The sequence below is a fragment of the Rhizobium anhuiense bv. trifolii genome, from assembly GCF_024346605.1.
Lineage (GTDB): Bacteria > Pseudomonadota > Alphaproteobacteria > Rhizobiales > Rhizobiaceae > Rhizobium > Rhizobium anhuiense.
Genome location: NZ_CP098804.1, coordinates 517,996 through 538,196 on the forward strand (window position 1 = coordinate 517,996; position 20,201 = coordinate 538,196).

Below are 20,201 nucleotides of genomic sequence, written 5' to 3' on the forward strand. Positions count from 1 at the left end.
GCGCACGGCTGCGCGGCATAGAGCGTTGTTAATCCAGCTCTATCTCGTGGCTTTGAAGGTAATCGCGGTTCATTTCGACGCCGAGACCAGGTCTCTGCGTAAGCTTGAGGCTGCCGTTCGAAACATCGAGTGGCCTGTCGATGAGGTGATCGTATTTGCCCAGGTTCCACTCCGAGGTTTCGAGTTTGTAGAAGTTGGGAACGGTCATCATCACCTGTGCTCCTGCAACCACGTTGATCGGTCCTGCGGCGTCGTGCGGCGAGACCGGGATGTAGTAGGCTTCGCACAGGGCAGAAATCTTCTTGAGTTCGGTAATGCCGCCGGTCCAGGTGACGTCAGGCATGATGTAGTCGGCGAGCTTGTTTTCGAGCACCGGCACGAAATCCCACTTCGTGTGGCCGCGCTCGCCCCACGAGATCGCGGCACTGACCTTCTCCCGGACCTGCTTGAGGGCGTTGAGGCTCTCGGGCGGGCAGGGCTCCTCGAACCAGTCGATCTTACCGGCTTCCTCGAGGCTCCGACAGAGGCGAATGGCGGTGGGAACGTCGAACCGGCCATGCGCATCGATGAGAATGTCGACATCAGAGCCCGCCGTTTCGCGGATGAGTGCCGTGAGTTCGGCGGCTTCGCGCTCGTCCTTGCGGGTCATGCTGCCATCAAGGTAGCCGTCCCGCTGTTCGCGGGACTGGCCATCGGCGGTGCGGCCCTGGTGGGGAAAAGGATCGAACTTGAGCGCCGTGTGGCCGGACTCGACGATGTCTCTAATTTCGCGGACCACAGCCTCCTTGCTGGTAAATTTAGCCTGGTTGGGATGGGTGTAGAGCGCGATTTCATCGCGTACCGGTCCGCCCAACAGCTCGTAAATCGGCTTACCAAGAACTTTGCCTCGGATGTCCCAAAGGGCGATGTCGATGGCGCTTACGCATTCGACTGCGGCGCCGCGACTGCCCATATAGGTGAAGCTGCGGAATATCTTGTGCCAAAGATATTCGATACGCGCCGGGTCCTCGCCTGTTACCGCGGCACCGATCTGCCGCAGCATCGTGCAGAGGGCGCGGTTGGCGAGCCTTGTCGTGGTGGTGATCTCTCCCCAGCCGCTCACCCCGTCGTCGGTTGTCACTTCGACGAACAGAAACTCTCCCCAATAAGAAGCATCGGATCTGATTAACCACGGCCGAACGCTGGTGATTTTCATCTCAATTGCCTTTGTCTGAATTGGCCGGGAGAACGATATTCCCGGGCCCTGTAGTCTATCCTGCCCGAGCCGCGTTCCGCGCCCGCATGTGTTCGAGGATGTGCCGGCCGGAGCCTTCGACATGGCGTGCAATGAGTTCGCCTGCCTCGTTGGCGTTTCCCGCTTTTACATGCGCAATGAGTTCGCGATGCTCGCTCAGGATCGCGGCACGCCGGGCGAGCGTGAAGTTGAAACGCCGGCTCACGGCTCGAAGCACTTCGCGATGCTTCCACCAAAGCTCGGCGGCGTGGCGGTTGTAGTGCCTTTGGTACATTATGGTGTGAAAGGCGGTGTCCAGCTCGCTGTGCCTCAACGTGTCGGCGAAGTCATTCTCTTCAATCAGGCCTTGGATGCGTTCGAGTTCGGCAATGTCCTCGACGGTGGCCATATTCACGAACCATCGCGTCAGGGCCGGCTCGATCAAGACTCCGATCTCGTAGATGTCCCGAACAAAATCCTGATCGATGGGCCGGACGCGCGCTCCGCGGTTGGGAACGAAGGTGACGAAGCCCTCTCCGCGCAACAGTTGCAGGGCCTCGCGCACGGGGTTGGTCGAAGTGCCGTGGCGCCGAGCGAGATCGGTGACCACAAGCCGTTCGTTGGCAGCGAGCCGCCCCTCGATGATGTCTTCCCTGATCAGTTGATAAAGCGAGGCACCCTCGCTGGAGGCCCCGATAGCGTCAATCCCTTCGGGCGGCTGCGCTTTAAAATCGCTTGTTTCGGCCAAGGCTGTCCCCAATAAATACACATATTGCTCGGATATCACGCGATCTTTCCATAAACAATGTACGATTTCGCTAGTTGACAGGCAATCTATGATCTGAAAACGTATGATAAGCTCGAAAGGATACATTTGGCCGTAAATGTCCCGCGGCCGCGAGCAAAGACCGCTCGCCTCGACGCAGAGCGGCATGGGAGAGAACCTGGAGGATACCTATGACGAGGATTTCACTCGGCGGTGCCGTCCTGCGCGGCACTGTCTCTACTGCTTTGATGGTATCGTTGATGTCCGCGTCTGCGCTGGGTGCGCCGGTCGACTTGAGCAAGTGGTCGCCGGAATATGTGCGCTCCATTGCCGGCACGCAGGATTTTGACACGGCGGGCGATTGCGCCAAGGTCACCCCGCTCGACTACAAGGGGCGACTGACTTTCTGGTATCAGGGCGTGTTCGAGGGCGACCCCGACCTCCTGCGCCAGTATTACAAGGAGTTCTTCGAGACCTTCCGCAAAACCTATCCAAATATCCAGCTTGAGGAACAAGCCCTCACCTATAACGACCTTCTGGACAAGTTCCGGACCGCGCTCCTTGGCAATGCAGCGCCCATGGCGGTCCGCCTGCAAATCCTGGGCGGCACCGAGTTCGCCTCAAAAGGCTATCTGCAGCCGCTCAAACCCGAGGATGTCGGGTATTCGACCGAGGACTTCTGGCCGGGCGCAATGAAGGCCGTGACCTGGGAGGACGTGACCTACGGCATTCCCACCAACAACGAGACGATGGCGTTCATCTGGAACGCCGATATCTTCAAGCGGGCAGGCCTCGATCCGGACAAGGCTCCGGCAACGTGGGACGATGTCGTCAAGTATTCCAAACAGATCCACGACGAGCTCGGCATTGCCGGTTACGGCCTCGTGGCTCGCAAGAATGCCGGCAATACGCCGTATCGCTTCATGCCGCAGCTGTGGGCCTATGGCGGCGGCGTCTTCGACGAAGCCACCGCGAGCCCGACCTATAAGCAGGTCGAGCTCAATAGCCCGCAGAGCAAGGCGGCGCTGCAAGCCTCCTACGATATGTATGTTCGCGACAAGTCGGTTCCGGTTTCGGCACTCACCAACCAGCAGGCAGATAACCAGCCCCTCTTCCTCGCTGGCCAGCTCGGCATGATGATCTCGCACCCGTCCGACTACAACGTCATGCTCGACCTGCAGAAAAAAGCGACGGCTACCGACAAGGACAAGGCGCAGACCGTCATCGACAACATGCGCTACGGCCTGATCCCGACCGGCCCCGATGGCAAGCGTGCCGTCGTGTTTGGCGGCTCGAACATTCACATCCTGAAGCCCGAATATGTCGAGGGCGGCAAGGTGGACGAGCCGGCTGCAAAGGCGATCATCTGCATGTGGACGAGCCCCGAATGGTCGCTGAAGATGGCCTATGCCGGCTCGAACCCGGGAAACCTCAACGGCTTCAAGACCAAATGGATGAAGGAACGTCTTGATAACATCAAGTTCCTCGATGTCACGACCTCGATGCTGCCATACGGCATTCCGTTCCCGGCGCTGCCACAGTCCCCCGAGATCATGAATATCATTGTCCCGGACATGCTGCAGAATGCCCTGACCGGAGCCATGACCGTCGACCAGGCAGCGGACGACGCGGCCAAGAAGGTAAAAGAGCTGATGGACGGCGGACTCTAGTCCAGGCCTGACCACGACCTGACCGGCTGCGCCGAGAGTGCAGCCGGTTGTTCCCAAGAATAAGGGCACGCCACAGTGACGATCTTGATCGGCAAGGCAGAGGCTCGCCGAAGACTTCAACCCGATAGGTCCGGCATCCTGCGAAAGATTTGGGAGCATCGCGCTGACTACGCGTACGTGCTTCCTGCAATCGCCGTGATGCTCATCGTCATAGCCTATCCGATCTACTACACGATCGAGCTGTCGTTCTTCAATACACCGCCCGGCCTGCAGCTCCGCGACAAGATTTTTATCGGCTTCGACAATTACACTGCCATCCTCACAAGTCCGGTGTTCTGGAAGGTCACCTCCAACACTCTAATCTGGACACTGGGATCCACCTTCATCGCATTTGTCCTGGGGTTTGCCTGCGCCCTGGCGCTCCATCGGGATTTTGTCGGCCGCGGCATCCTGCGCGCCATCCTGATCATTCCCTGGGTCATCAGCGCGGTCGCCGCGTCCTATATCTGGAAGTGGATCTACCATTCGGACTTCGGGATCATCGGCGCGGTGCTGGTCGGCCTCGGATGGGCCGATCGGCCGCCGAATTTCATCGACAGCGTCAGCACGGTGCTGCCCTCGCTGATCGTCGTCAATATCTGGCGGGAGTTTCCGTTTGCCATGATCATGATGATGGCTGGTCTGCAGACGGTTCCCGACCAGTTGCTGCGCGCCGCAAAGGTCGACGGAGCCAATGCATGGCAGCGATTCTGGCACGTCACCTTTCCGCACTTGAGAAACGTCTCGACGGTGACGATCCTTCTGCTGGCCGTGGCCAACTTCAATTCTTTCATCATCCCCTGGATCATGACCGGCGGCGGGCCGTCGAACGCATCGCATATCTGGATCACCCACATCTATGAGCTCGCCTTCGGACGTCAGCGCTGGGGGGTGGCATCAGCCTATTCGGTGCTGCTGTTCCTGATCCTGATGTCGCTTGGCTACTTCTATGTCCGGGCGCTGAGCGGCAATGAGCAGAAGGACGCGAGCCAATGAGCACAATTGCGCAGACTGCTCGTCAAGGCCAGGCGCGTCGCCATAGGCGCTTCGATGGGTGGCGGTGGGGCGGACGCATCTTCCTGGTGTTCATGCTGCTTTACACCGCATTGCCAATGATCTGGATGCTGATCACCTCGATCAAGTCCGGCTTCGCGGCCATGCAATTCCCGCCACAGTGGTGGCCGGACCAGCCCACGCTGGCAAGCTACCAGAAGCTGCTCGATCCGCAAAACAGCGTCGGCCAGGACTTCCTGCGTTTCTTCTGGAACAGCCTTTTCGTCTCCATGGCTACGACCATCCTTTCGGTGATCGTGGCGGTTCCTGCGGCCTATGCGTTTTCGCGCTTCACCTTCCCGGGCCGGAACTTTCTGTTCTTCGCCGTCCTGCTTCGCAACATGTTCCCCGCGGTGATCTTTCTCGTACCGCTCTTCATCCTGATGCGGGCGATCGGGCTGGTGAACACGCATGGGTCGCTCGTTCTCACCTACCTCACATTCGGCCTGCCGCTGGCAATCTGGCTCCTCAAGGGCTTCTACGACAACATCCCGGTGCAGCTCGAGCAGGCGGCGCGCATCGATGGAGCGACGCGGTTCCAGGCCTTTCTCCTGATCGTGATGCCGCTCTCGGCGCCAGGAATCATCGCCACGGCGATCTACTCCTTCATCGGCGCTTGGAACGAGTACATCTACGCCTACACCTTCCTCTCCAAGAACGAGCAGTTGACCCTGCCGGTCGGCATCCAGCGCTTCTTCTCTGAAAATACGACGGACTTTCCGGGCCTGATGGCCGCCAGCTTCATGATGAGCGTGCCCGTCGTGGTCCTGTTCCTCGTCCTGCAACGATACTTCGTACGCGCCCTCACGGAAGGCGCAGTCAAGCACTAGGGAGTTGCCGGTGGCCCACGTGGTCCTCAAAGATCTTGTCAAGACCTATGGCAGCTTCAAAGCTGTCAACGACGTTTCGCTGACGGTCAACGACGGCGAATTCGTTGCGCTCGTCGGCCCTTCAGGCTGCGGCAAAACAACCACGCTCAATCTTGTAGCGGGGCTGATCCCCATCACATCGGGCGACATCGTCATCGGCGACCGGGTGGTCAATGACCTGGACCCCAAGGACCGGGACATCGCAATGGTGTTCCAGAACTACGCGCTCTATCCGCAAAAATCGGTCTATAAAAATCTGGCGTTCCCGCTGCAGATGCGCAAACTGCCAAGGGACGAGATCGACAGGAAGGTCAAGGAAGCAGCGCGAGTGCTCGACATGACGCAGCTGCTCGAGCGAAAGCCGCGCGAACTTTCGGGCGGACAACAGCAGCGCGTGGCCCTGGGCCGCGCTCTCGTTCGCGATCCGGCGGTCTTCCTGATGGATGAACCACTTTCCAACCTCGATGCAAAGCTGCGCGTGCAGATGCGGTCGGAGATCAAGCGCTTCCACCAGGACCTCAAGGCAACGATCATTTATGTGACGCACGACCAACTCGAAGCCGTGACCATGGCGGACAGGATGGCGGTGATGAACGGCGGCTACCTGCAGCAATACGATTCACCGGCGCAGGTCTTTGCCCATCCGGTGAACATGTTCGTCGCCAGCTTCGTCGGCAGCCCGGCGATGAGCCTTGTTCCGCTGGAGGCATCCACGGTGGGCGGCAATACTGTGTTGACCAGCGCGGAGGGCTGGAGCCTCGAGCTCTCGCCACACAATGCCCAGAAGGTCGCGAGGGCGACCACCAAGAAAGTCGTGCTCGGCGCACGTCACTCGACGATCAAACTGCACAAGAGTGCAGTGCCTGGAAGCATACCCGCCAAGGCCTACACGGTGGAGCCAACGGGAGACGTCACCTTCGTACAAGCGTTCCTGTCCGGCGCAATCGTCAACGTCAGCGTGCCGCCGACCATTGCCGTCGCGCCGGACGAAATGATTTGGCTCGAGTTCGACCAGGAGCGAATGCATTTGTTCGACGGCGAAACAGAAATGGCCCTCAAGGCCCACTGAGACAGAGTCGATACGTCCGGAATGAGGGTGTGGATGACCACGAAGCTTAAAATCACCGCTATCAAGCCCTATCCAGTATGGGTGGGAACACGCAACCAGATGCTCGTCAAGGTCGAGACCGACGAGGGCGTCTTCGGATGGGGCGAGAGCGGCTTGAGCGGTCGCGAGAAGGCCGTGGTTGGCGCGATCGAGCACTATCGGGAGTTTCTCATCGGCCGCGATCCGATGCAGATTGGTCGGATCTGGCAAGAAGCCTATCGCAGCCAATATTTCGAAGGCGGGCGCGTTCTGCAGGCGGCGATTTCCGCCATCGACATCGCCCTTCACGACATCAAGGGCAAGGCGCTGGGGGTGCCGGCCTACGAACTGCTGGGCGGCAAGCAGCGCGACCGAATTCCTACCTTCGCCTCGACCGGTGACGAGGCTGAGGGCGACGTTGCGATCGAACGAGCCCGCGAACTACGCGCACAGGGGTGGCAGGCGATCCGCTTCTTTCCCATCGGGCAAAACAGCAAGGACATCTTCGAGCCGCGCGAATCGATCGGCGTTACCGCAACGATGCTGAACAAGGCGCGCGAGGCGCTGGGCGACGACGTCGTCCTCGGCATCGACTATCACCACCGGTTGTCGGTGGCAGAGGCGGCCAGCTTCTGCAACAAACTCGGCCGTGGCGTGCTTGATTTTCTCGAGGAGCCGATACGGGACGAGACACCGGAGGCCTACGAATCCCTGCGCACGATGACCGACATCCCGTTCGCCATCGGCGAGGAATTTGCCAGCAAGTGGCAGTTCCTGCCCTACATCGAGCGCGGCATCCATCAGTTCAACCGGCTCGATGTTTGCAATGTTGGCGGGCTCACCGAAGCGATGAAGGTGGCTGGCTGGAGCGAGGCGCACTATGTGGACCTGATGCCGCACAATCCTCTTGGCCCAGTCTGCACGGCCGCGACCATCCATCTCGCCGCCGCGGTGCCGAATTTCGCTTGGCTTGAGACCAGGGTGCCCGAAACAAAGCTGGGCTTCGACAATTCCGACTTCTTCCCCGTGCAGCCACGGCTCGACGGACCTGACTATCCGGTCAGCGATCTGCCGGGGCTCGGCGTCGAGGTCAACGAAGAGGCGGTCAAGGCGGAGAGCTTTCGTTTCTGGGAAGCGCCTCACCTGAAGCGCCGCGACGGTTCGGTTACGAACTGGTAGTTTCATCCAGCGGAGATTGAAATGACGCATACTCCCGACATTACCCGTCCGCCCAAAGAGCTGATCGACGCACTGAAGGAAATCGGCGCCGCGACGGTTGCCGGCACGCTTGGCCACATGGGTTTCCGCAATCCGCACATGGTGGGTCCCGTGGCGCAGAACCACGGGAAGTCGATCGTCGGGCCGGCGCTGACGCTCCAGTTCATGCCGCAGCGGCCGGACCTCTTCACCGAGGGAGAATATGCCGATCCGGAGACGCAGTTGCACCGGCACGTGCTCTATCACGCGCAGGAGGGCGATGTTGTCGTGGTCGACGCGCGCGGCGACATGAGTTCGGGGGTCTTTGGCGATATGATGTCGACGTATTTCAAAGGCAGGGGCGGCGCTGGCATCGTAATCGACGGGTGCATGCGCGATCGGCCCAATGTCGAGAAGCTAGACCTCCCCCTATGGCTGCGTGGCTGGACTCCCAACTACCATGTGCAGACCAGCATCTATCCCAATGCCGTCAACGTTCCGATTGCCTGCGGCGGTGTCACGGTAATCCCCGGCGACATCATCGTCGCCGACGATGACGGGGTGGTGGTGCTTCCCGTCGCAATGGCCTCGAAGGTCATCGAAGAGTCGCAAAAGCATCACGATTGGGAGGAGTTCTCACGCGTGAAGCTTATGGAGGGAGGGTCGTTGCAGCGCTACTATCCTCTGCATGACGATGCCCGCGGAGAATACGAAGAGTGGCGCAAAACAAATCGCTTGGAGAACCGGAGTTAGCCTAACCTCTTCAAGGGTGGCGTGAGCGACGACGGCTTCCGGCGGCAATGAAAGCCCGATGGCCATCGGCTGAGCGGCAAGACGGGAGCGCGGAAAATGCGCCCTCGTCCGCATATCGCAGGCTTCGATTGAACTCGACACCATTGACCATTTTTTTAACAGTTGTGACTACTGTGATGGCCTGGCGCGATCAACGACTGCTGCAGGCCAAGGGGAGGGGTCGCGCCGGAGAATGAGCCAATTTACTGGGGCGGGGGCTAGTTTATGGCGCTGATTGATCGACTGTTGCAGCGTATGCGGATCGTGACCAAGGTCCTCTTCTTCGTGGTGCCTCTGGTCATCCTCATCGCCGGCATCGGTCTTTTCGGTTATTTCACCGCCGGTACGCTCAATGGCCAGATGACCCTGACCCGGCAGACGATCGAAACCCTTTCCAGTTTTCAACAGCTGCGATCCTCTCTGACGGCCTTTACCGATCTCCCGATATCGGCCACGCGCGAACGATTGATCGCCAGCATCTCCGAGCAGCAGAAGGGAGCGGCGACGCTTGATGCCATGTTGATCGATCCGGCGCAGAAGCAGCAGATTGCTGCCGTGCGCGAACTCGGGGCTAAGATGCAGGGCGGCGCCGATGCGCTTTGGGCCGTGTCACAGGAGCGTGTGAATACCGAACAGGCGATCGACGACGCGGTGGCCGGGCTGTTCAAGGAAAGCCAGACGGCGCGCAAACAGCTCGACGTTCTCCAAGATCAGGCGAATGGCAAGGAGACCTTCGTCCGGGCGCTTCTTCTCGATGCTTCAGTCTACAAGAATCTCGCGCAACGCATTGCAAAGTTGCGTAAGGCCACCGCGCAGGCCAATGCCCCCGCGGATATCACCGGCGCTCTCGGCAGCCTCCTGCCGCCGCTCGTCAAGGAGGCCGGCGGCAGCGCCGCGCTCGCCTCCGACAAGGCCAGAAGCCAGCTTGCCGCGCTTAAGCCGGTATTGGACAAGCTCGCCGCGATAGCCAAGGACAGCGCCAGCCTTACGCTCGACAGCTACGCTCCTGTCGACCAGGAACTGCAGGGCTTCGAGGAGAAGTTTGGAAAGCTTGCCTCTGGGAATGCGGATACTGCGATCGAGCGTTTTGTCGGCATGGATGCGAGCATCGCCACCCTTCGCTCGATGGTGGCGATCGTCAATACCGCATTCAAATCGATTGACGATCTGCGGCTGCACTTAAGCGAACTGAACAGGCGAGTCGATGCCGAGGCGCGGGATGCCGTTCTCGCCGATCTCAAGGCGCTGCGTGAAAGCGCTGCTCAACTCGTACCCTTGAGCGGGAAAAACGCCGCCTTGCAGGATCTTGCCAAGAAGATCGAGCCGTCCCTTGCCTCGATCGAAAAGGATAGTTCGCTTCTGATATCGATCGCCGACCGGTGGCGCGCGGACAAGGAGGCGGCGACCGCACTGGTGGCCGATGCGAGCCACACGCTCGAGCAGTTCGTCAGCACGGCACAGGAGAGCGGCAAGCAAATCAGCCAGCGTTCGGCGACAATGTCACTTGCGGCAATGATTGCGGGCACGGTGCTTGCGATCATCGGCGGCCTCATGCTGATCGAAACGCTGCGCGGGCCGCTGAAGCGGATCACCCAGACGATGATGAGACTTGCCGACGGCGATCTGAACATCTCCATCGGTGACGGCAAGCGCGGCGACGAGATCGGCGACATGATCCGGTCCGTGACTGTCTTCCGCGACCAGGCGCTTGAGAAGACCAGGCTGGAAGAGCTTGCCGAAGCAAACAGGGCGCGGGACGAATTGGAGCAGGCCCGCCGCGCCGCCGAACAGGCGCGCATCGAGGCGGAACAGAGCGAGGCTTTGAACGCTCTGTCCGATATGCTCGGCAAGCTCGCCAATGGCAATCTCGCCGCAGAGATGAGCGAGGATCTGGCCGCCGATTATGTCGCCATGGCCCGCACCTACAATCACGCCATCGACGCGTTGCGCCTGACGGTCGCCGAGGTTCGCAACTCGACCTACGAGATCGCCGAGGGCAGCACCAATCTTTCCGGCGCCGCCGACGATCTGGCCCGCCGCACGGAACAGCAGGCGGCCTCCCTCGAGGAGAGTTCGCGGGTGCTCGGCGAACTCACAGCCAGCGTGCGGACGACAGCCGAAAACGCGCGTCAGACGTCGCTTTCGGTCGCCGAGGCGCACCGCCAGGCGGAGCATTCCGCGGCCGTCGTCGCCAAGGCCGTCGATGCCATGGGCGCTATCAACCGGTCCTCCAAAAAAGTGAGCAGCATCATCGGCGTGATTGACGAGATCGCCTTCCAGACCAATCTCCTCGCCCTCAATGCCGGCGTCGAGGCGGCACGCGCAGGAGAGGCCGGCAGAGGCTTTGCCGTGGTTGCTCAGGAAGTGCGCGAGCTTGCTCAGCGTTGCGCCAAGGCTGCCCGCGAGATCAAGGATCTCATCTCCACCAGCGCATCGCAGGTCGGCGCGGGCGTCACGCTCGTCGAGGAGACCGGCCAGGCGCTGTCGGCCATCATGGAACACTTCACCTCGATCAACGGGCTGGTGCAGGTCATCTCAGCTTCCACGACCACGCAATACAAGGGCATCGACGAGGTCAACAACGCCGTTCGTGATGTCGAGCACATTACCCAGCACAATGCTGCGATGGTGGAGGAAAACACCGCGGAGATTCACCGGCTTCGGCAACAGGTCGAAGTCTTGAACGAAAGAATTTCGCACTTTCAGACTGCCGATGGCGGGAGGGCGTCGCCCGCCGCCCGCCGGCCGATGTCGCTGGTCTCGTGAGGGATGACTTCGGGAATCTCGCCGGAGGTGATTGCCCAAGCGTAACGCGTGCCTGCCATCGCCGCTTTCAGGCCAATGGTTATGGTTCCTGTATATGCTGCGATCCGGACAGGGATCATTTCTGCCACCGCCGAGGTCCGAGCCGGGGTGGCCGAGCCGTTTAGAAATCGGCCACTTTGCCCCAGGCGGATCCCCCGAAGCGGTCGGGATGGTAGGGCCTGGGATCGACGATCGGCTCGTCGCCTGTGACGATATCGGCAATCAGATGGCCGGCGCCCGGCCCGATGCCGAAGCCGTGGCCGCTGAAGCCCGCAGCAAGGATGAAGCCGGGCAAGCTGGCGATCTCGCCGATCCCCGGCACGCCGTCCGGCGTGCTGTCGATATAGCCCGCCCAGGCCGCTGCGATCTTGGTCTCCTTCAAAGCAGGCAGAAGCTCAAGCGCCCGTGCATGCGTCAGCGCAACGGTCGCCTCGTCGACCAGCGGATCGAGGATGCGCATGCGCTCCATCGGCGTCGGTCTGTCGAGCCGCCAGCGTGCCAGAGATTCGTGACCCGAGCGAAAGCCCTCCAACCCGCCTGGTTTGAGACTGCGCCAGCGTCGGGCGAACATCGGCAGGAACTGCCGCGCGAAGCGGAACTGCTGTGGCGTCGGATCGACGCGGGCGCGGCCGCTGATCGCCAGCGTATGGCCGCCATCGCGGCGTCGCGTCACCGACACCGCTGATGTATGCAGGGCATCCGGCAGGCCGCTAGCGCCCGGGGATACGGAGAGGATCGAGGAGCGTATCGAGGCTTGCGGAAATCGAATGCCGAGTTGGCGGCAGAAGGAGGAGGCCCAAGCGCCGCCGGCCAGGATCGCGATTTTAGTCCGGATCGTGCCATGCTCGGTGACGACGCCGGAAAGCCTGCCGCCTTCGACGTCGAGGCCGCGGGCCGCACAGGACTGATGCACCGTGCCGCCGAGATTCAGGATCGCACGCGCGACGGCCGGCGCAGCGCTCGCCGGATCGGCCGTGCCGTCGGTCGGCGAAAACACTCCGCCTTTCCATGAGACGCCGGTGGCACGCCCGCGTTCGCTCGCCTCGGCGCTGCTCAGCATGTGCGTTGTGACGCCGACCGAGCGGGCGAAATCGCGCCAGCGTGCCCAGCCGGACAGTTCCTCGTCGTTATTGCTCAGATAAAAGAGACCGCAGCGACGGAAGCCCGTCTCCTCCCCGGTCTCAGTGGCGAAGCGCTCCCACAGGTCGAGGCTCTTGGTCGACATCGGCAATTCTCGGGCGTCGCGGTTCTGCTGGCGGCACCAGCCCCAGTTGCGGCTCGATTGCTCGGCGCCGATAAGGCCCTTCTCGACGAGGGCGACCTTCAATCCCCGCCGGGCGAGATAATAGGCCGCGAAAACGCCGACGATGCCGCCGCCGATCACCACCGCATCGGCAGCAGCGGGCAGTTCCGGCGTGGTGTCGACGCGATTGAGCGGTGCGGGCATGGGATGGTCTCCGTTTCAGGCATTAAAGCGCCGCGCTTCTTTTCAGACGCGCAAAGGACGCTCTATCACCTGGATCTGCGCATAATCCTTTCCGAAATTCGGAATCGATTTTCGGGGTTATGCGCTAGTCTAGCGGATCCGCCGCCACGCCTTTGCCGGAGATCAGCCGGCGGCAGCAGAAGATTCCGTCTTGTGGGGAGACCTGCAGCCGTTTGTGCTTCGGCCTGTCCCGCAACATGGTCGACAGCTCTTCCCTATGTGTTAAGGTCGGTATTGAAAGTCGCGGCATAATCTGCTGCGTCGTTGGCGATCTCAAGCAGCGAAGGCGTGCGATGAAACTCGACCGGATCGACGTAAAAATTCTCTACGAGCTGCAGAAAAATGGCCGCGTCACCAATGTAGAACTCGCCGAACTGGTCAATCTGTCGCCGAGCCCCTGCCTGATGCGGGTGAAGAAGCTGCAGTCGGAAGGCTATATCGAAGGCTATTCGGCCCAGATCAACGTCAGCAAACTGGGGCAGACGCTGACCGTGTTCACCGAGATCACCCTGAAGAACCACCGGCAGATCGACTTTGCCCGCTTCCTGGCGGCGATCGAGAAGGTCGATCAGGTGATCGAATGCCATCTGGTTTCAGGCGGCTACGATTATCTCTTGAAATTCGTCACCGCCGGGATCGACGAATACCAGACGATCATGGAGCGCCTCACCGACTTGGACGTCGGCATCGACAAATATTTCAGCTTCGTCGTGCTGAAGTCACCGATTATCAAGGCCCACATGCCGCTCACCACCTTGTTTCCGCTTTAGCCGGCGAGAAGGACCGCGGCGGAGCTATGCTCCTGAATGACGACTGCATGTTCTGTGGTTCGCAAACTCCCCTTGGCCGAGTGTCCCAACGCAATCTTTCAGGGTTCCGGACCGACCTCACACAACTGCATCATCTATCCGATCCATCGGTCCTGCGCAGCTGCCGAGTCTCTCTGTCGCAGGTTGTTCTCCCCATAATGAAAAGCTTCATACTGGTTGGAAGGACTTGCGACAGAATTTCGGGCTTGGTTTCCAAAGCCATATTCGCTGCCACTTGCAGATCTCGTGCCTTGGATCCCAGGCGTTTCAACACGACCTGACCGGGTGGGCGCTGGATGTGGCCGGCACGTCCTCTCGAAGCAGAATCGGCGCTCAGTGCCGGCAATAGGCACGCACCAGTTCCGGATCCTGCTGAAGCCCGTCGAGCCAGGCCGGATCGAGCGTCGGCACCGATGAGAAGAGCAGTTGCGAATAGGGATGTTGCGGCGCGTTCACTGTTGAGGACGTGATTTGCTCGACCTTCCGGCCTCCATACATCACGACGATCTCGTCGCAGATCGCCTCCACCACCGAGAGATCGTGGCTGATGAAGATGTAGGAAAGGCCGAGTTCGCGCTGCAACTCCTTGAGCAGGTCGATGACCGCGGCGGCGACCACCGTGTCGAGCGCCGAGGTGATCTCGTCGCAGAGGATCAGCTTCGGATCGGCGGCAAGCGCCCGGGCGAAGTTGACGCGCTGCTTCTGCCCGCCCGAAAGTTCTCCCGGCCGGCGATGGCGCAGATTGCGGGGCAGGCGCACCATGTCGAGCAATTGATCGATCCGGGCGTGTCGCGCTTGTCGATCCATGCGGTGGTAAAAGACCAGCGGCCGGGCAAGGATGTCCTCCACCGATTTTGCCGGGTTGAGGGCGGTATCGGCATATTGGAAGACGATCTGCATCTCGCGCAACTGATCGCGTGAGCGCTCGCGGGCGTTGCGGCGCAGCTCCGTGCCGTCGAAGACGATCTTGCCGACCGCGGCCGGCAGGATGCCGGCGATGGTGCGGGCGAGCGTCGACTTGCCGCAACCGGATTCTCCGATGATGCCGAGATTGCGGCCTTTCTCCACCTTCAAGCTCACATGCTCGACCGCACGAACGAGCGGGAGGCCATCGGCCTGGCGCTGCCCGTAGCCCGCGACGAGATCTTCGATCTTCAGAAGCGGCGCCGTCTCGCGCTCGATGGGGGCTGCTGCGGCGCGCAGTTTCGGTTCGAAGGCTGCGAGCAGCTCTCTGGTATAGGGGTGCTTCGCATGGTTGAGGATCTCTTCGGTGGTGCCGGTTTCCTGGGTCTCCCCGCCTTTCAAGACCACGATGCGGTCGGCGATCTGGGCGACGACGGCAAGGTCGTGCGAGACATAGACGCCCGATATGCCGCCCTTTTTCATCACCGATTTGAACGCGCGCAGCACTTCGATCTGGGTGGTCACGTCGAGCGCCGTCGTCGGCTCGTCGAAGATGACGAGGGTCGGGTCGCCGATCAGCGCCATGGCGGCGGCCAGACGCTGCAGCTGGCCGCCGGAAACCTGGTGCGGGTAACGGCTGCCGATCGTTTCGGGTTCCGGCAGCGACAGCGCCCGGAAGAGCTCGACGGCCCGGGCACGCGCCTCGTCCGGCGACATCAGCTGATGAATACGCGTGACTTCGATCACCTGATCCATGATCGTCGTGGCTGGGTTGAAGGCGGCGGCGGCCGATTGCGGGACATAGGCGACTTCGGTGCCGCGCACCTTGGCGCGCTGCTTTTCGCTGAGCCTGACCATATCCTTGCCGCCGACCGAAACGCTGCCGCCGGAGATGCGACAGCCCGCGCGGGTATGGCCCATCAGGGTGAGCGCGATGGTTGTCTTGCCCGAGCCGCTCTCGCCGATCAGCGCGACGATCTCACCCTCGGCAACGTCGAGGCTGACACCCTTGATGATCTCGACGCGCCGGCCGGAATCGGTGGTGGCCTCGACTTTCAGGTCACGGATTTCGATGAAATTGCTCATGACGCACTCCGGTCGCGGATCTTCTGCGGCAGGTTGTCGATCAGCAGGTTGATGCTGATCGTCAGGCTGGCGATGGCAAGCGAGGGAAACATCACCGCCGGCGCACCGAAGGGCAGGCCGCCGATGTTTTCGCGCACGAGAGCGCCCCAATCGGCATAGGGCGGCTGGACGCCGAGGCCGAGGAAGGAAAGCCCGGAGAGCAGCAGAACGATGAAGACGAAGCGGATGCCGAGATCGGCAAGCACCGGCCCGACAATGTTGGGCAGGATTTCGGAGCGAATGAGATAGAGGGTGCTTTCGCCGCGGATGCGCGCGACGGTGATGAAATCCATCGCATTGATGTTGACGGCGAGCGCCCGGGCGAAGCGGTAGGCGCCGGGGATGTAGATCACCGACAGCGTCAGGATCAGAACCGGGACCGAAGAGCCGACGGCAGCAACGACCACCAGGCCGAACAGCTTGCTCGGAATGGAATTGAGGGCGTCGAGGAAGCGGCTGAGGATCGTGTCGAGCCAGCCGCCGGCGACCGCTGCGATCATGCCGAGCACCACGCCGCTGAAACAGGCGATCGTGACCGCCGCCAGCGAGATGCCGACCGTATAACGCGCGCCCATCAGGATCCGCGAGAGCATGTCGCGGCCGAGATAATCGGAGCCGAGCCAGAGTTCCCGGCTCATCGGGCCGAAATAGTCGAGATCGACGATCTCGCCGACGGGGTAGGGGATGATCCAAGGCGCGAAGATCGCGACGAGCGCCCAGGAAAGGATCACGGTCAGGCCGATCGCGCCGACGATGTTGAAGCGATAGCCAAGCCGGGTTCCGGACAGCCGGTCGGACGTGGTCTCGGAGTTGGTCATTGTCATCGGAGCCTCGGGTTGGAAAGGATGGCGATGATATCGGCGATGGTGATCAAGAGCAGATAGCCAAGGCAGAAGATCATCGCGCAGCTTTGGATCAGCGGCAGGTCGCGGGTGGCTACGCCATCCAGCATCAGCTTGGCGATGCCGGGATAATTGAAAATGGTCTCGACGATGATGACGCCTCCAAGCAGATAGGACAGCGAAAGTGCGACGGCATTGACGATCGGGCCGAGCGCATTCGGCAATGCATGGCGAAAGACGATGCGCGGCCGCGAAGCGCCCTTGAGCAGTGCCATCTCGACATAGGGCGTGGCGAGCGTCTCGATCACAGCCGCGCGGGTCATGCGGATCATCTGGGCTGAGACGACGAAGGTCAGTGTGATCACCGGCATGGCATAGACGCGCAAGATGTCGCTCAGGCTATGGACCTCATTGGCCAGGGAGAGCGCCGGCAGCCATTTCAGATAGACGGCGAAGATCAGCGCGGCAGAGGTCGCGACCATGAACTCCGGCACGGAGATGACGCCGATGGTGATCACCGTGACGATCCGGTCGTAAACCGTACCGCGCAGCATGGCTGAGGTAATCCCGAGCGTGAGCGCGATCGGCACGGAGAAGAGCGCGGTGACGCCGGCAAGTTTCAGCGTGTTGACGAAGCGGCCGGCAATGAGCGCAGTAACCGGCATTTCGTTGGCGTAGGACGTGCCGAGATCGCCTTGCAGCAACCCGACGACCCAGCGCAGGAAGCGGAAGAGGGCCGGCTCGTCGAGATGCATGGCCTTGCGCAGGCCTTCGACGGCTTCCGGCGTGGCGGCCTGACCGAGCAGTATGGTCGCTGTATCTCCGGGCAGCAGCGTTGTCGCGAAGAAGACGGCGAAGGAGACGATCACCAGGGTGATCAGGGCGATGAGCAATCGGCTCAGCACCAGGGACAAGACCTGGTTGTTCACGGACGCCTCCTTGTTGCGTTTCGAGTTCAATTCCGGAAGAACCGGGGCTTGGGCTGCAGCCCCGGTCCCTTCATTTTATCAGGCTTCGAGCCAGACGTATTCCGCGAAGGCGTATCCCATCTGGCCGCCGAGCGGGTTGGGCTCCAGACCCTTGAGCTTGGCGGCGGTGGCATCGACGTTCGAGAGATAGGCCGGGATGATCGTGCCGGCTTCGTTGGCAATCATCACCTGCATCTCGTCGTAGATCGCCCTGCGCTTCTCCTGGTCGAGCGAGCCTCGTGCTTCGATCAGCATCTTGTCGAACTTCTCCGACTTGTACTGGCTCTCGTTCCAGGGGGCTTGAGAGGAGTAGAGCAGCGAGAACAGGATATCCGGCGTCGGACGGGGATTGATATTGCCGAAGTGGATCGGCGCCTTGAGCCAGTAATTGTCCCAGTAGCCGTCGGAGGGAACGCGCTGGACATCGAGCTTCAGTCCGATCTCGGCGCCTGAAGCCTGAATGATCATCGCCATGTCGATCGAGGAGTTGGCCGCCTCGGAAGCGATCACCGGAATGGACTGACCAAGGACGCCGGCCTTGTCGAAATGGAACTTCGCCTTGTCGGGATCGAAGGCCCGCGGCTTCAGGTCGGCATTGCGGTAGAAGTTGGCGGGGGAGACCGGCTGGTCGTTGCCGACTTCACCGAGGCCGCGCAGCACCGACTTGACGATCTGCTCGCGGTTGACGAGGTACTTCATGCCCTCGACGAAGTCGCGCTTGCTGCCGGGATCCATGTCCAGCCGCATATTGAGGTTGGTATAGTTGCCCGAGGTGGTTTTCGACAGGAAGAAGCCCTCTCCCTGGGCCTCGACGAGCCGCATAGAGCGCGGATTGATCGACGCTGCAAGGTGGATGTCGCCCGACAACAGCGCGTTGACGCGGGCATTGTCGTCGCTGATCGCGAAATATTCGAAGGAATCGACGTTCGGGCCGGATTTCCAGTAGTTCTTGTTCTTGATCCCGACCGAGCGAACGCCCGGCTCGAACACTTCCTTGACAAAAGCGCCGGTGCCGTTGGCCTTGGTGAAATCGGTCGTGCCGTCGGAAACGATCATGAAGTGATGCATCGACAGGATGGTCGGCAGGTCGGCATTCGGATCTGCAAGGGTGATCTCGACGGTCTGTTTGTCCACGACCTTGAAGCCGGTCATCTGGGCGGCGATCTTGGCGACCTTCGAGCCGACGGATGGGTCGAGATGACGCTTCAGCGAGAAGACCACGTCGTCGGCAGTCAGCGGCTTGCCGTCGTGGAAGGTGACGCCCTTCTTCAGCTTGACCGTCCAGGTCTTCGCATCCTTGGATTCGATCGCTTCAGCAAGCTCCATCTGCGGCGTGCCTGATTTGTCGAGGAAAGTCAGGCGGTTATAGAAGGAGCAGCACCGGACATAATCGGTGGAGAGCGACGCCTTGGCGGGGTCGAGTGTATCGGCCGTGGAGGACGACCAGCCGGCCGCCTTGAGCGAGCCGCCGGAAACGGGCGTGGCGGCGAGCGCCTTGCCGGCGCGGCCAAGCACGAGCCCGCCGGCTGACATGGCCACGCCGCCCGCGAGCATCATATGCAGCAGCTCGCGGCGGGTCGCGCCACGACGGATGGCGGTCTCGATCATGACGTCGTCGGATCTGGTCCAATTGGTGATCTTGTCGTTCATCTCATTCCCCTTTTCTTGTGTGGCGGGCTGCCCGTTGCGGGCAGGCCCGATCTGCTTTCAAAGTTAGGCGCGCGCGGCGGCCACGGCATCGGCAAGGCCTGCCATGGACGTGAAATGGTAATCGGGTTTGGTGAACTCGGCCGGCTCGATCGTGCCGCCATAACCCTTCTCGGCATGGCGCCGCTCGATCCAGCAATTGGTCAGCCCGAGTTTCCGGGAAATCCCGATATCGTGGTACTGGCTCTGGGCGACATGCAGGATGTCGTCCTTCGAATGTCCTTCCGAGGCGACGTAGGCGAATACCTTCTCGAAGAATTCGGGATCGGGTTTCTCGGTCCCCGTATCATCCGCGGTGAAGGCGGCATAAAAAGGATTGCCGAGTTCCTTCTCGAAGAAATCGAATGCCCAGCGCCGGGCGTTGGTCATCGCCACGAGGCGATAATCCTTCGAAAGTTTTGCCAGCGCAGCGGCGCTGTCTGCGAAACCTTTCCAGCCCTTGGCCGAGTCCCGCAGCCGTTCGCCGTACTTCTTGTCGGCGGGCAGGCCGAGCTTCGGCGCGATCGCGAGGTAGACGCGCACGAGGTCGTCGGGAAAGAGGTCGGCATTCTCGGAGTAGCGGGCCGCGCGGTAGAGGCTGAGCGCCTGCTCGCCGTCGACTGCGCCTCCCACCTCAGCCGCAATCTCGGCGAAGCAGGTCTTGAGACCGCCTTCGAAGTCGATGAGCGTGCCGACGACGTCGAAGGTCATATATTTGAATTCCGGAAGGCTCTTGCTCACGTGAATTCCCCAGTGTTCGGCTCCGGTGGGAGCGCGGCTTGTCGAAGAAGAATATTCTGTTCCCGTCGGCGGGATCGTTGTCCCGCTCTTGTGTCGAAGGCCCGTATTGCCGGGATCCGGGCCTTTCGTTGATTTCAGTGTGTCACCTGC

General features: G+C 61.2%; 16 protein-coding genes. 8 read left to right on the plus strand and 8 right to left on the minus strand.

The window, feature by feature from the left end:
• Nucleotides 1–28: 28 nt before the first annotated feature.
• Both NE851_RS34130 and NE851_RS34135 read right to left on the minus strand, forming a co-directional pair.
• Complete coding sequence (locus NE851_RS34130) at nucleotides 29–1,195, minus strand: mandelate racemase/muconate lactonizing enzyme family protein (RefSeq protein ID WP_127431812.1); 1,167 nt, start codon at nucleotides 1,193–1,195, stop codon at nucleotides 29–31.
• 55 nt (nucleotides 1,196–1,250) lie between these two features.
• The gene (locus tag NE851_RS34135) at nucleotides 1,251–1,961 is read right to left on the minus strand and encodes a GntR family transcriptional regulator (RefSeq protein WP_028757005.1); all 711 of its coding nucleotides are present in this window, start codon (nucleotides 1,959–1,961) and stop codon (nucleotides 1,251–1,253) included.
• 209 nt (nucleotides 1,962–2,170) lie between these two features.
• On the opposite strand from NE851_RS34135, the gene NE851_RS34140 reads away from it, so the two are divergent.
• The 7 genes from NE851_RS34140 to NE851_RS34170 all read left to right on the plus strand — a co-directional run bounded on the left by NE851_RS34140 (nucleotide 2,171) and on the right by NE851_RS34170 (nucleotide 11,452).
• Complete coding sequence (locus tag NE851_RS34140) at nucleotides 2,171–3,649, plus strand: ABC transporter substrate-binding protein (protein WP_127431811.1); 1,479 nt, start codon at nucleotides 2,171–2,173, stop codon at nucleotides 3,647–3,649.
• 75 nt (nucleotides 3,650–3,724) lie between these two features.
• Nucleotides 3,725–4,684, plus strand: coding sequence for a carbohydrate ABC transporter permease (locus NE851_RS34145; protein WP_080759980.1), 960 nt, complete (start codon nucleotides 3,725–3,727; stop codon nucleotides 4,682–4,684).
• Nucleotides 4,681–5,571 carry a carbohydrate ABC transporter permease gene (locus NE851_RS34150; RefSeq protein WP_047619606.1) on the plus strand — a complete coding sequence of 297 codons (891 nt, stop codon included), beginning with the start codon at nucleotides 4,681–4,683 and terminating at the stop codon, nucleotides 5,569–5,571. Before NE851_RS34145 ends, NE851_RS34150 begins: the two co-directional genes overlap by 4 nt.
• 10 nt (nucleotides 5,572–5,581) lie before the next feature.
• Nucleotides 5,582–6,679 (plus strand): ABC transporter ATP-binding protein, encoded by a 1,098-nt coding sequence (locus tag NE851_RS34155; RefSeq protein WP_047619671.1) that lies wholly within the window; start codon nucleotides 5,582–5,584, stop codon nucleotides 6,677–6,679.
• A 33-nt stretch (nucleotides 6,680–6,712) separates the two neighbouring features.
• Nucleotides 6,713–7,876 carry a mandelate racemase/muconate lactonizing enzyme family protein gene (locus NE851_RS34160; RefSeq protein WP_048338741.1) on the plus strand — a complete coding sequence of 388 codons (1,164 nt, stop codon included), beginning with the start codon at nucleotides 6,713–6,715 and terminating at the stop codon, nucleotides 7,874–7,876.
• A gap of 21 nt (nucleotides 7,877–7,897) precedes the next feature.
• On the plus strand, nucleotides 7,898–8,647 hold the full coding sequence (locus NE851_RS34165) for a ribonuclease activity regulator RraA (protein ID WP_047619610.1): 750 nt from the start codon (nucleotides 7,898–7,900) through the stop codon (nucleotides 8,645–8,647).
• A 264-nt stretch (nucleotides 8,648–8,911) separates the two neighbouring features.
• Nucleotides 8,912–11,452 (plus strand): methyl-accepting chemotaxis protein, encoded by a 2,541-nt coding sequence (locus NE851_RS34170; RefSeq protein ID WP_254962509.1) that lies wholly within the window; start codon nucleotides 8,912–8,914, stop codon nucleotides 11,450–11,452.
• Between the two features lie 160 nt (nucleotides 11,453–11,612).
• On the opposite strand, the gene NE851_RS34175 is transcribed toward NE851_RS34170, so the two are convergent.
• Entirely contained in the window at nucleotides 11,613–12,938 is a 1,326-nt protein-coding gene (locus tag NE851_RS34175) for an NAD(P)/FAD-dependent oxidoreductase (RefSeq protein WP_127431809.1), read from the minus strand.
• A 332-nt stretch (nucleotides 12,939–13,270) separates the two neighbouring features.
• Between NE851_RS34175 and NE851_RS34180 the strand changes: the two genes are divergently transcribed.
• Complete coding sequence (locus tag NE851_RS34180) at nucleotides 13,271–13,747, plus strand: Lrp/AsnC family transcriptional regulator (RefSeq protein WP_127431808.1); 477 nt, start codon at nucleotides 13,271–13,273, stop codon at nucleotides 13,745–13,747.
• Nucleotides 13,748–14,119: 372 nt separating this feature from the next.
• Here the strand turns inward: NE851_RS34180 and NE851_RS34185 are convergent, their stop codons facing one another.
• The 5 genes from NE851_RS34185 to NE851_RS34205 form a co-directional block, all read right to left on the minus strand.
• The gene (locus NE851_RS34185; protein WP_047619617.1) at nucleotides 14,120–15,775 is read right to left on the minus strand and encodes an ABC transporter ATP-binding protein; all 1,656 of its coding nucleotides are present in this window, start codon (nucleotides 15,773–15,775) and stop codon (nucleotides 14,120–14,122) included.
• Nucleotides 15,772–16,638 carry an ABC transporter permease gene (locus NE851_RS34190; RefSeq protein WP_127431807.1) on the minus strand — a complete coding sequence of 289 codons (867 nt, stop codon included), beginning with the start codon at nucleotides 16,636–16,638 and terminating at the stop codon, nucleotides 15,772–15,774. Before NE851_RS34190 ends, NE851_RS34185 begins: the two co-directional genes overlap by 4 nt.
• On the minus strand, nucleotides 16,635–17,585 hold the full coding sequence (locus tag NE851_RS34195) for an ABC transporter permease (RefSeq protein WP_097545002.1): 951 nt from the start codon (nucleotides 17,583–17,585) through the stop codon (nucleotides 16,635–16,637). Before NE851_RS34195 ends, NE851_RS34190 begins: the two co-directional genes overlap by 4 nt.
• 78 nt (nucleotides 17,586–17,663) lie before the next feature.
• Nucleotides 17,664–19,274, minus strand: coding sequence for an ABC transporter substrate-binding protein (locus tag NE851_RS34200; RefSeq protein WP_127431806.1), 1,611 nt, complete (start codon nucleotides 19,272–19,274; stop codon nucleotides 17,664–17,666).
• Nucleotides 19,275–19,337: 63 nt separating this feature from the next.
• A complete protein-coding gene (locus tag NE851_RS34205; protein ID WP_063473483.1) occupies nucleotides 19,338–20,051 on the minus strand; it encodes an HAD-IA family hydrolase in 714 nt (237 codons plus the stop codon).
• Nucleotides 20,052–20,201 lie beyond the last annotated feature (150 nt).

Coding starts and splice junctions, on each gene's coding strand:
- NE851_RS34160 (WP_048338741.1), top strand. CDS start 6,713: ATGACCACGAAGCTTAAAATCACCGCTATCAAGCCCTATCCAGTATGG.
- NE851_RS34200 (WP_127431806.1), bottom strand. CDS start 19,274: ATGAACGACAAGATCACCAATTGGACCAGATCCGACGACGTCATGATC.
- NE851_RS34175 (WP_127431809.1), bottom strand. CDS start 12,938: ATGCCCGCACCGCTCAATCGCGTCGACACCACGCCGGAACTGCCCGCT.
- NE851_RS34185 (WP_047619617.1), bottom strand. CDS start 15,775: ATGAGCAATTTCATCGAAATCCGTGACCTGAAAGTCGAGGCCACCACC.
- NE851_RS34130 (WP_127431812.1), bottom strand. CDS start 1,195: ATGAAAATCACCAGCGTTCGGCCGTGGTTAATCAGATCCGATGCTTCT.
- NE851_RS34150 (WP_047619606.1), top strand. CDS start 4,681: ATGAGCACAATTGCGCAGACTGCTCGTCAAGGCCAGGCGCGTCGCCAT.
- NE851_RS34190 (WP_127431807.1), bottom strand. CDS start 16,638: ATGACAATGACCAACTCCGAGACCACGTCCGACCGGCTGTCCGGAACC.
- NE851_RS34165 (WP_047619610.1), top strand. CDS start 7,898: ATGACGCATACTCCCGACATTACCCGTCCGCCCAAAGAGCTGATCGAC.
- NE851_RS34170 (WP_254962509.1), top strand. CDS start 8,912: ATGGCGCTGATTGATCGACTGTTGCAGCGTATGCGGATCGTGACCAAG.
- NE851_RS34140 (WP_127431811.1), top strand. CDS start 2,171: ATGACGAGGATTTCACTCGGCGGTGCCGTCCTGCGCGGCACTGTCTCT.
- NE851_RS34180 (WP_127431808.1), top strand. CDS start 13,271: ATGAAACTCGACCGGATCGACGTAAAAATTCTCTACGAGCTGCAGAAA.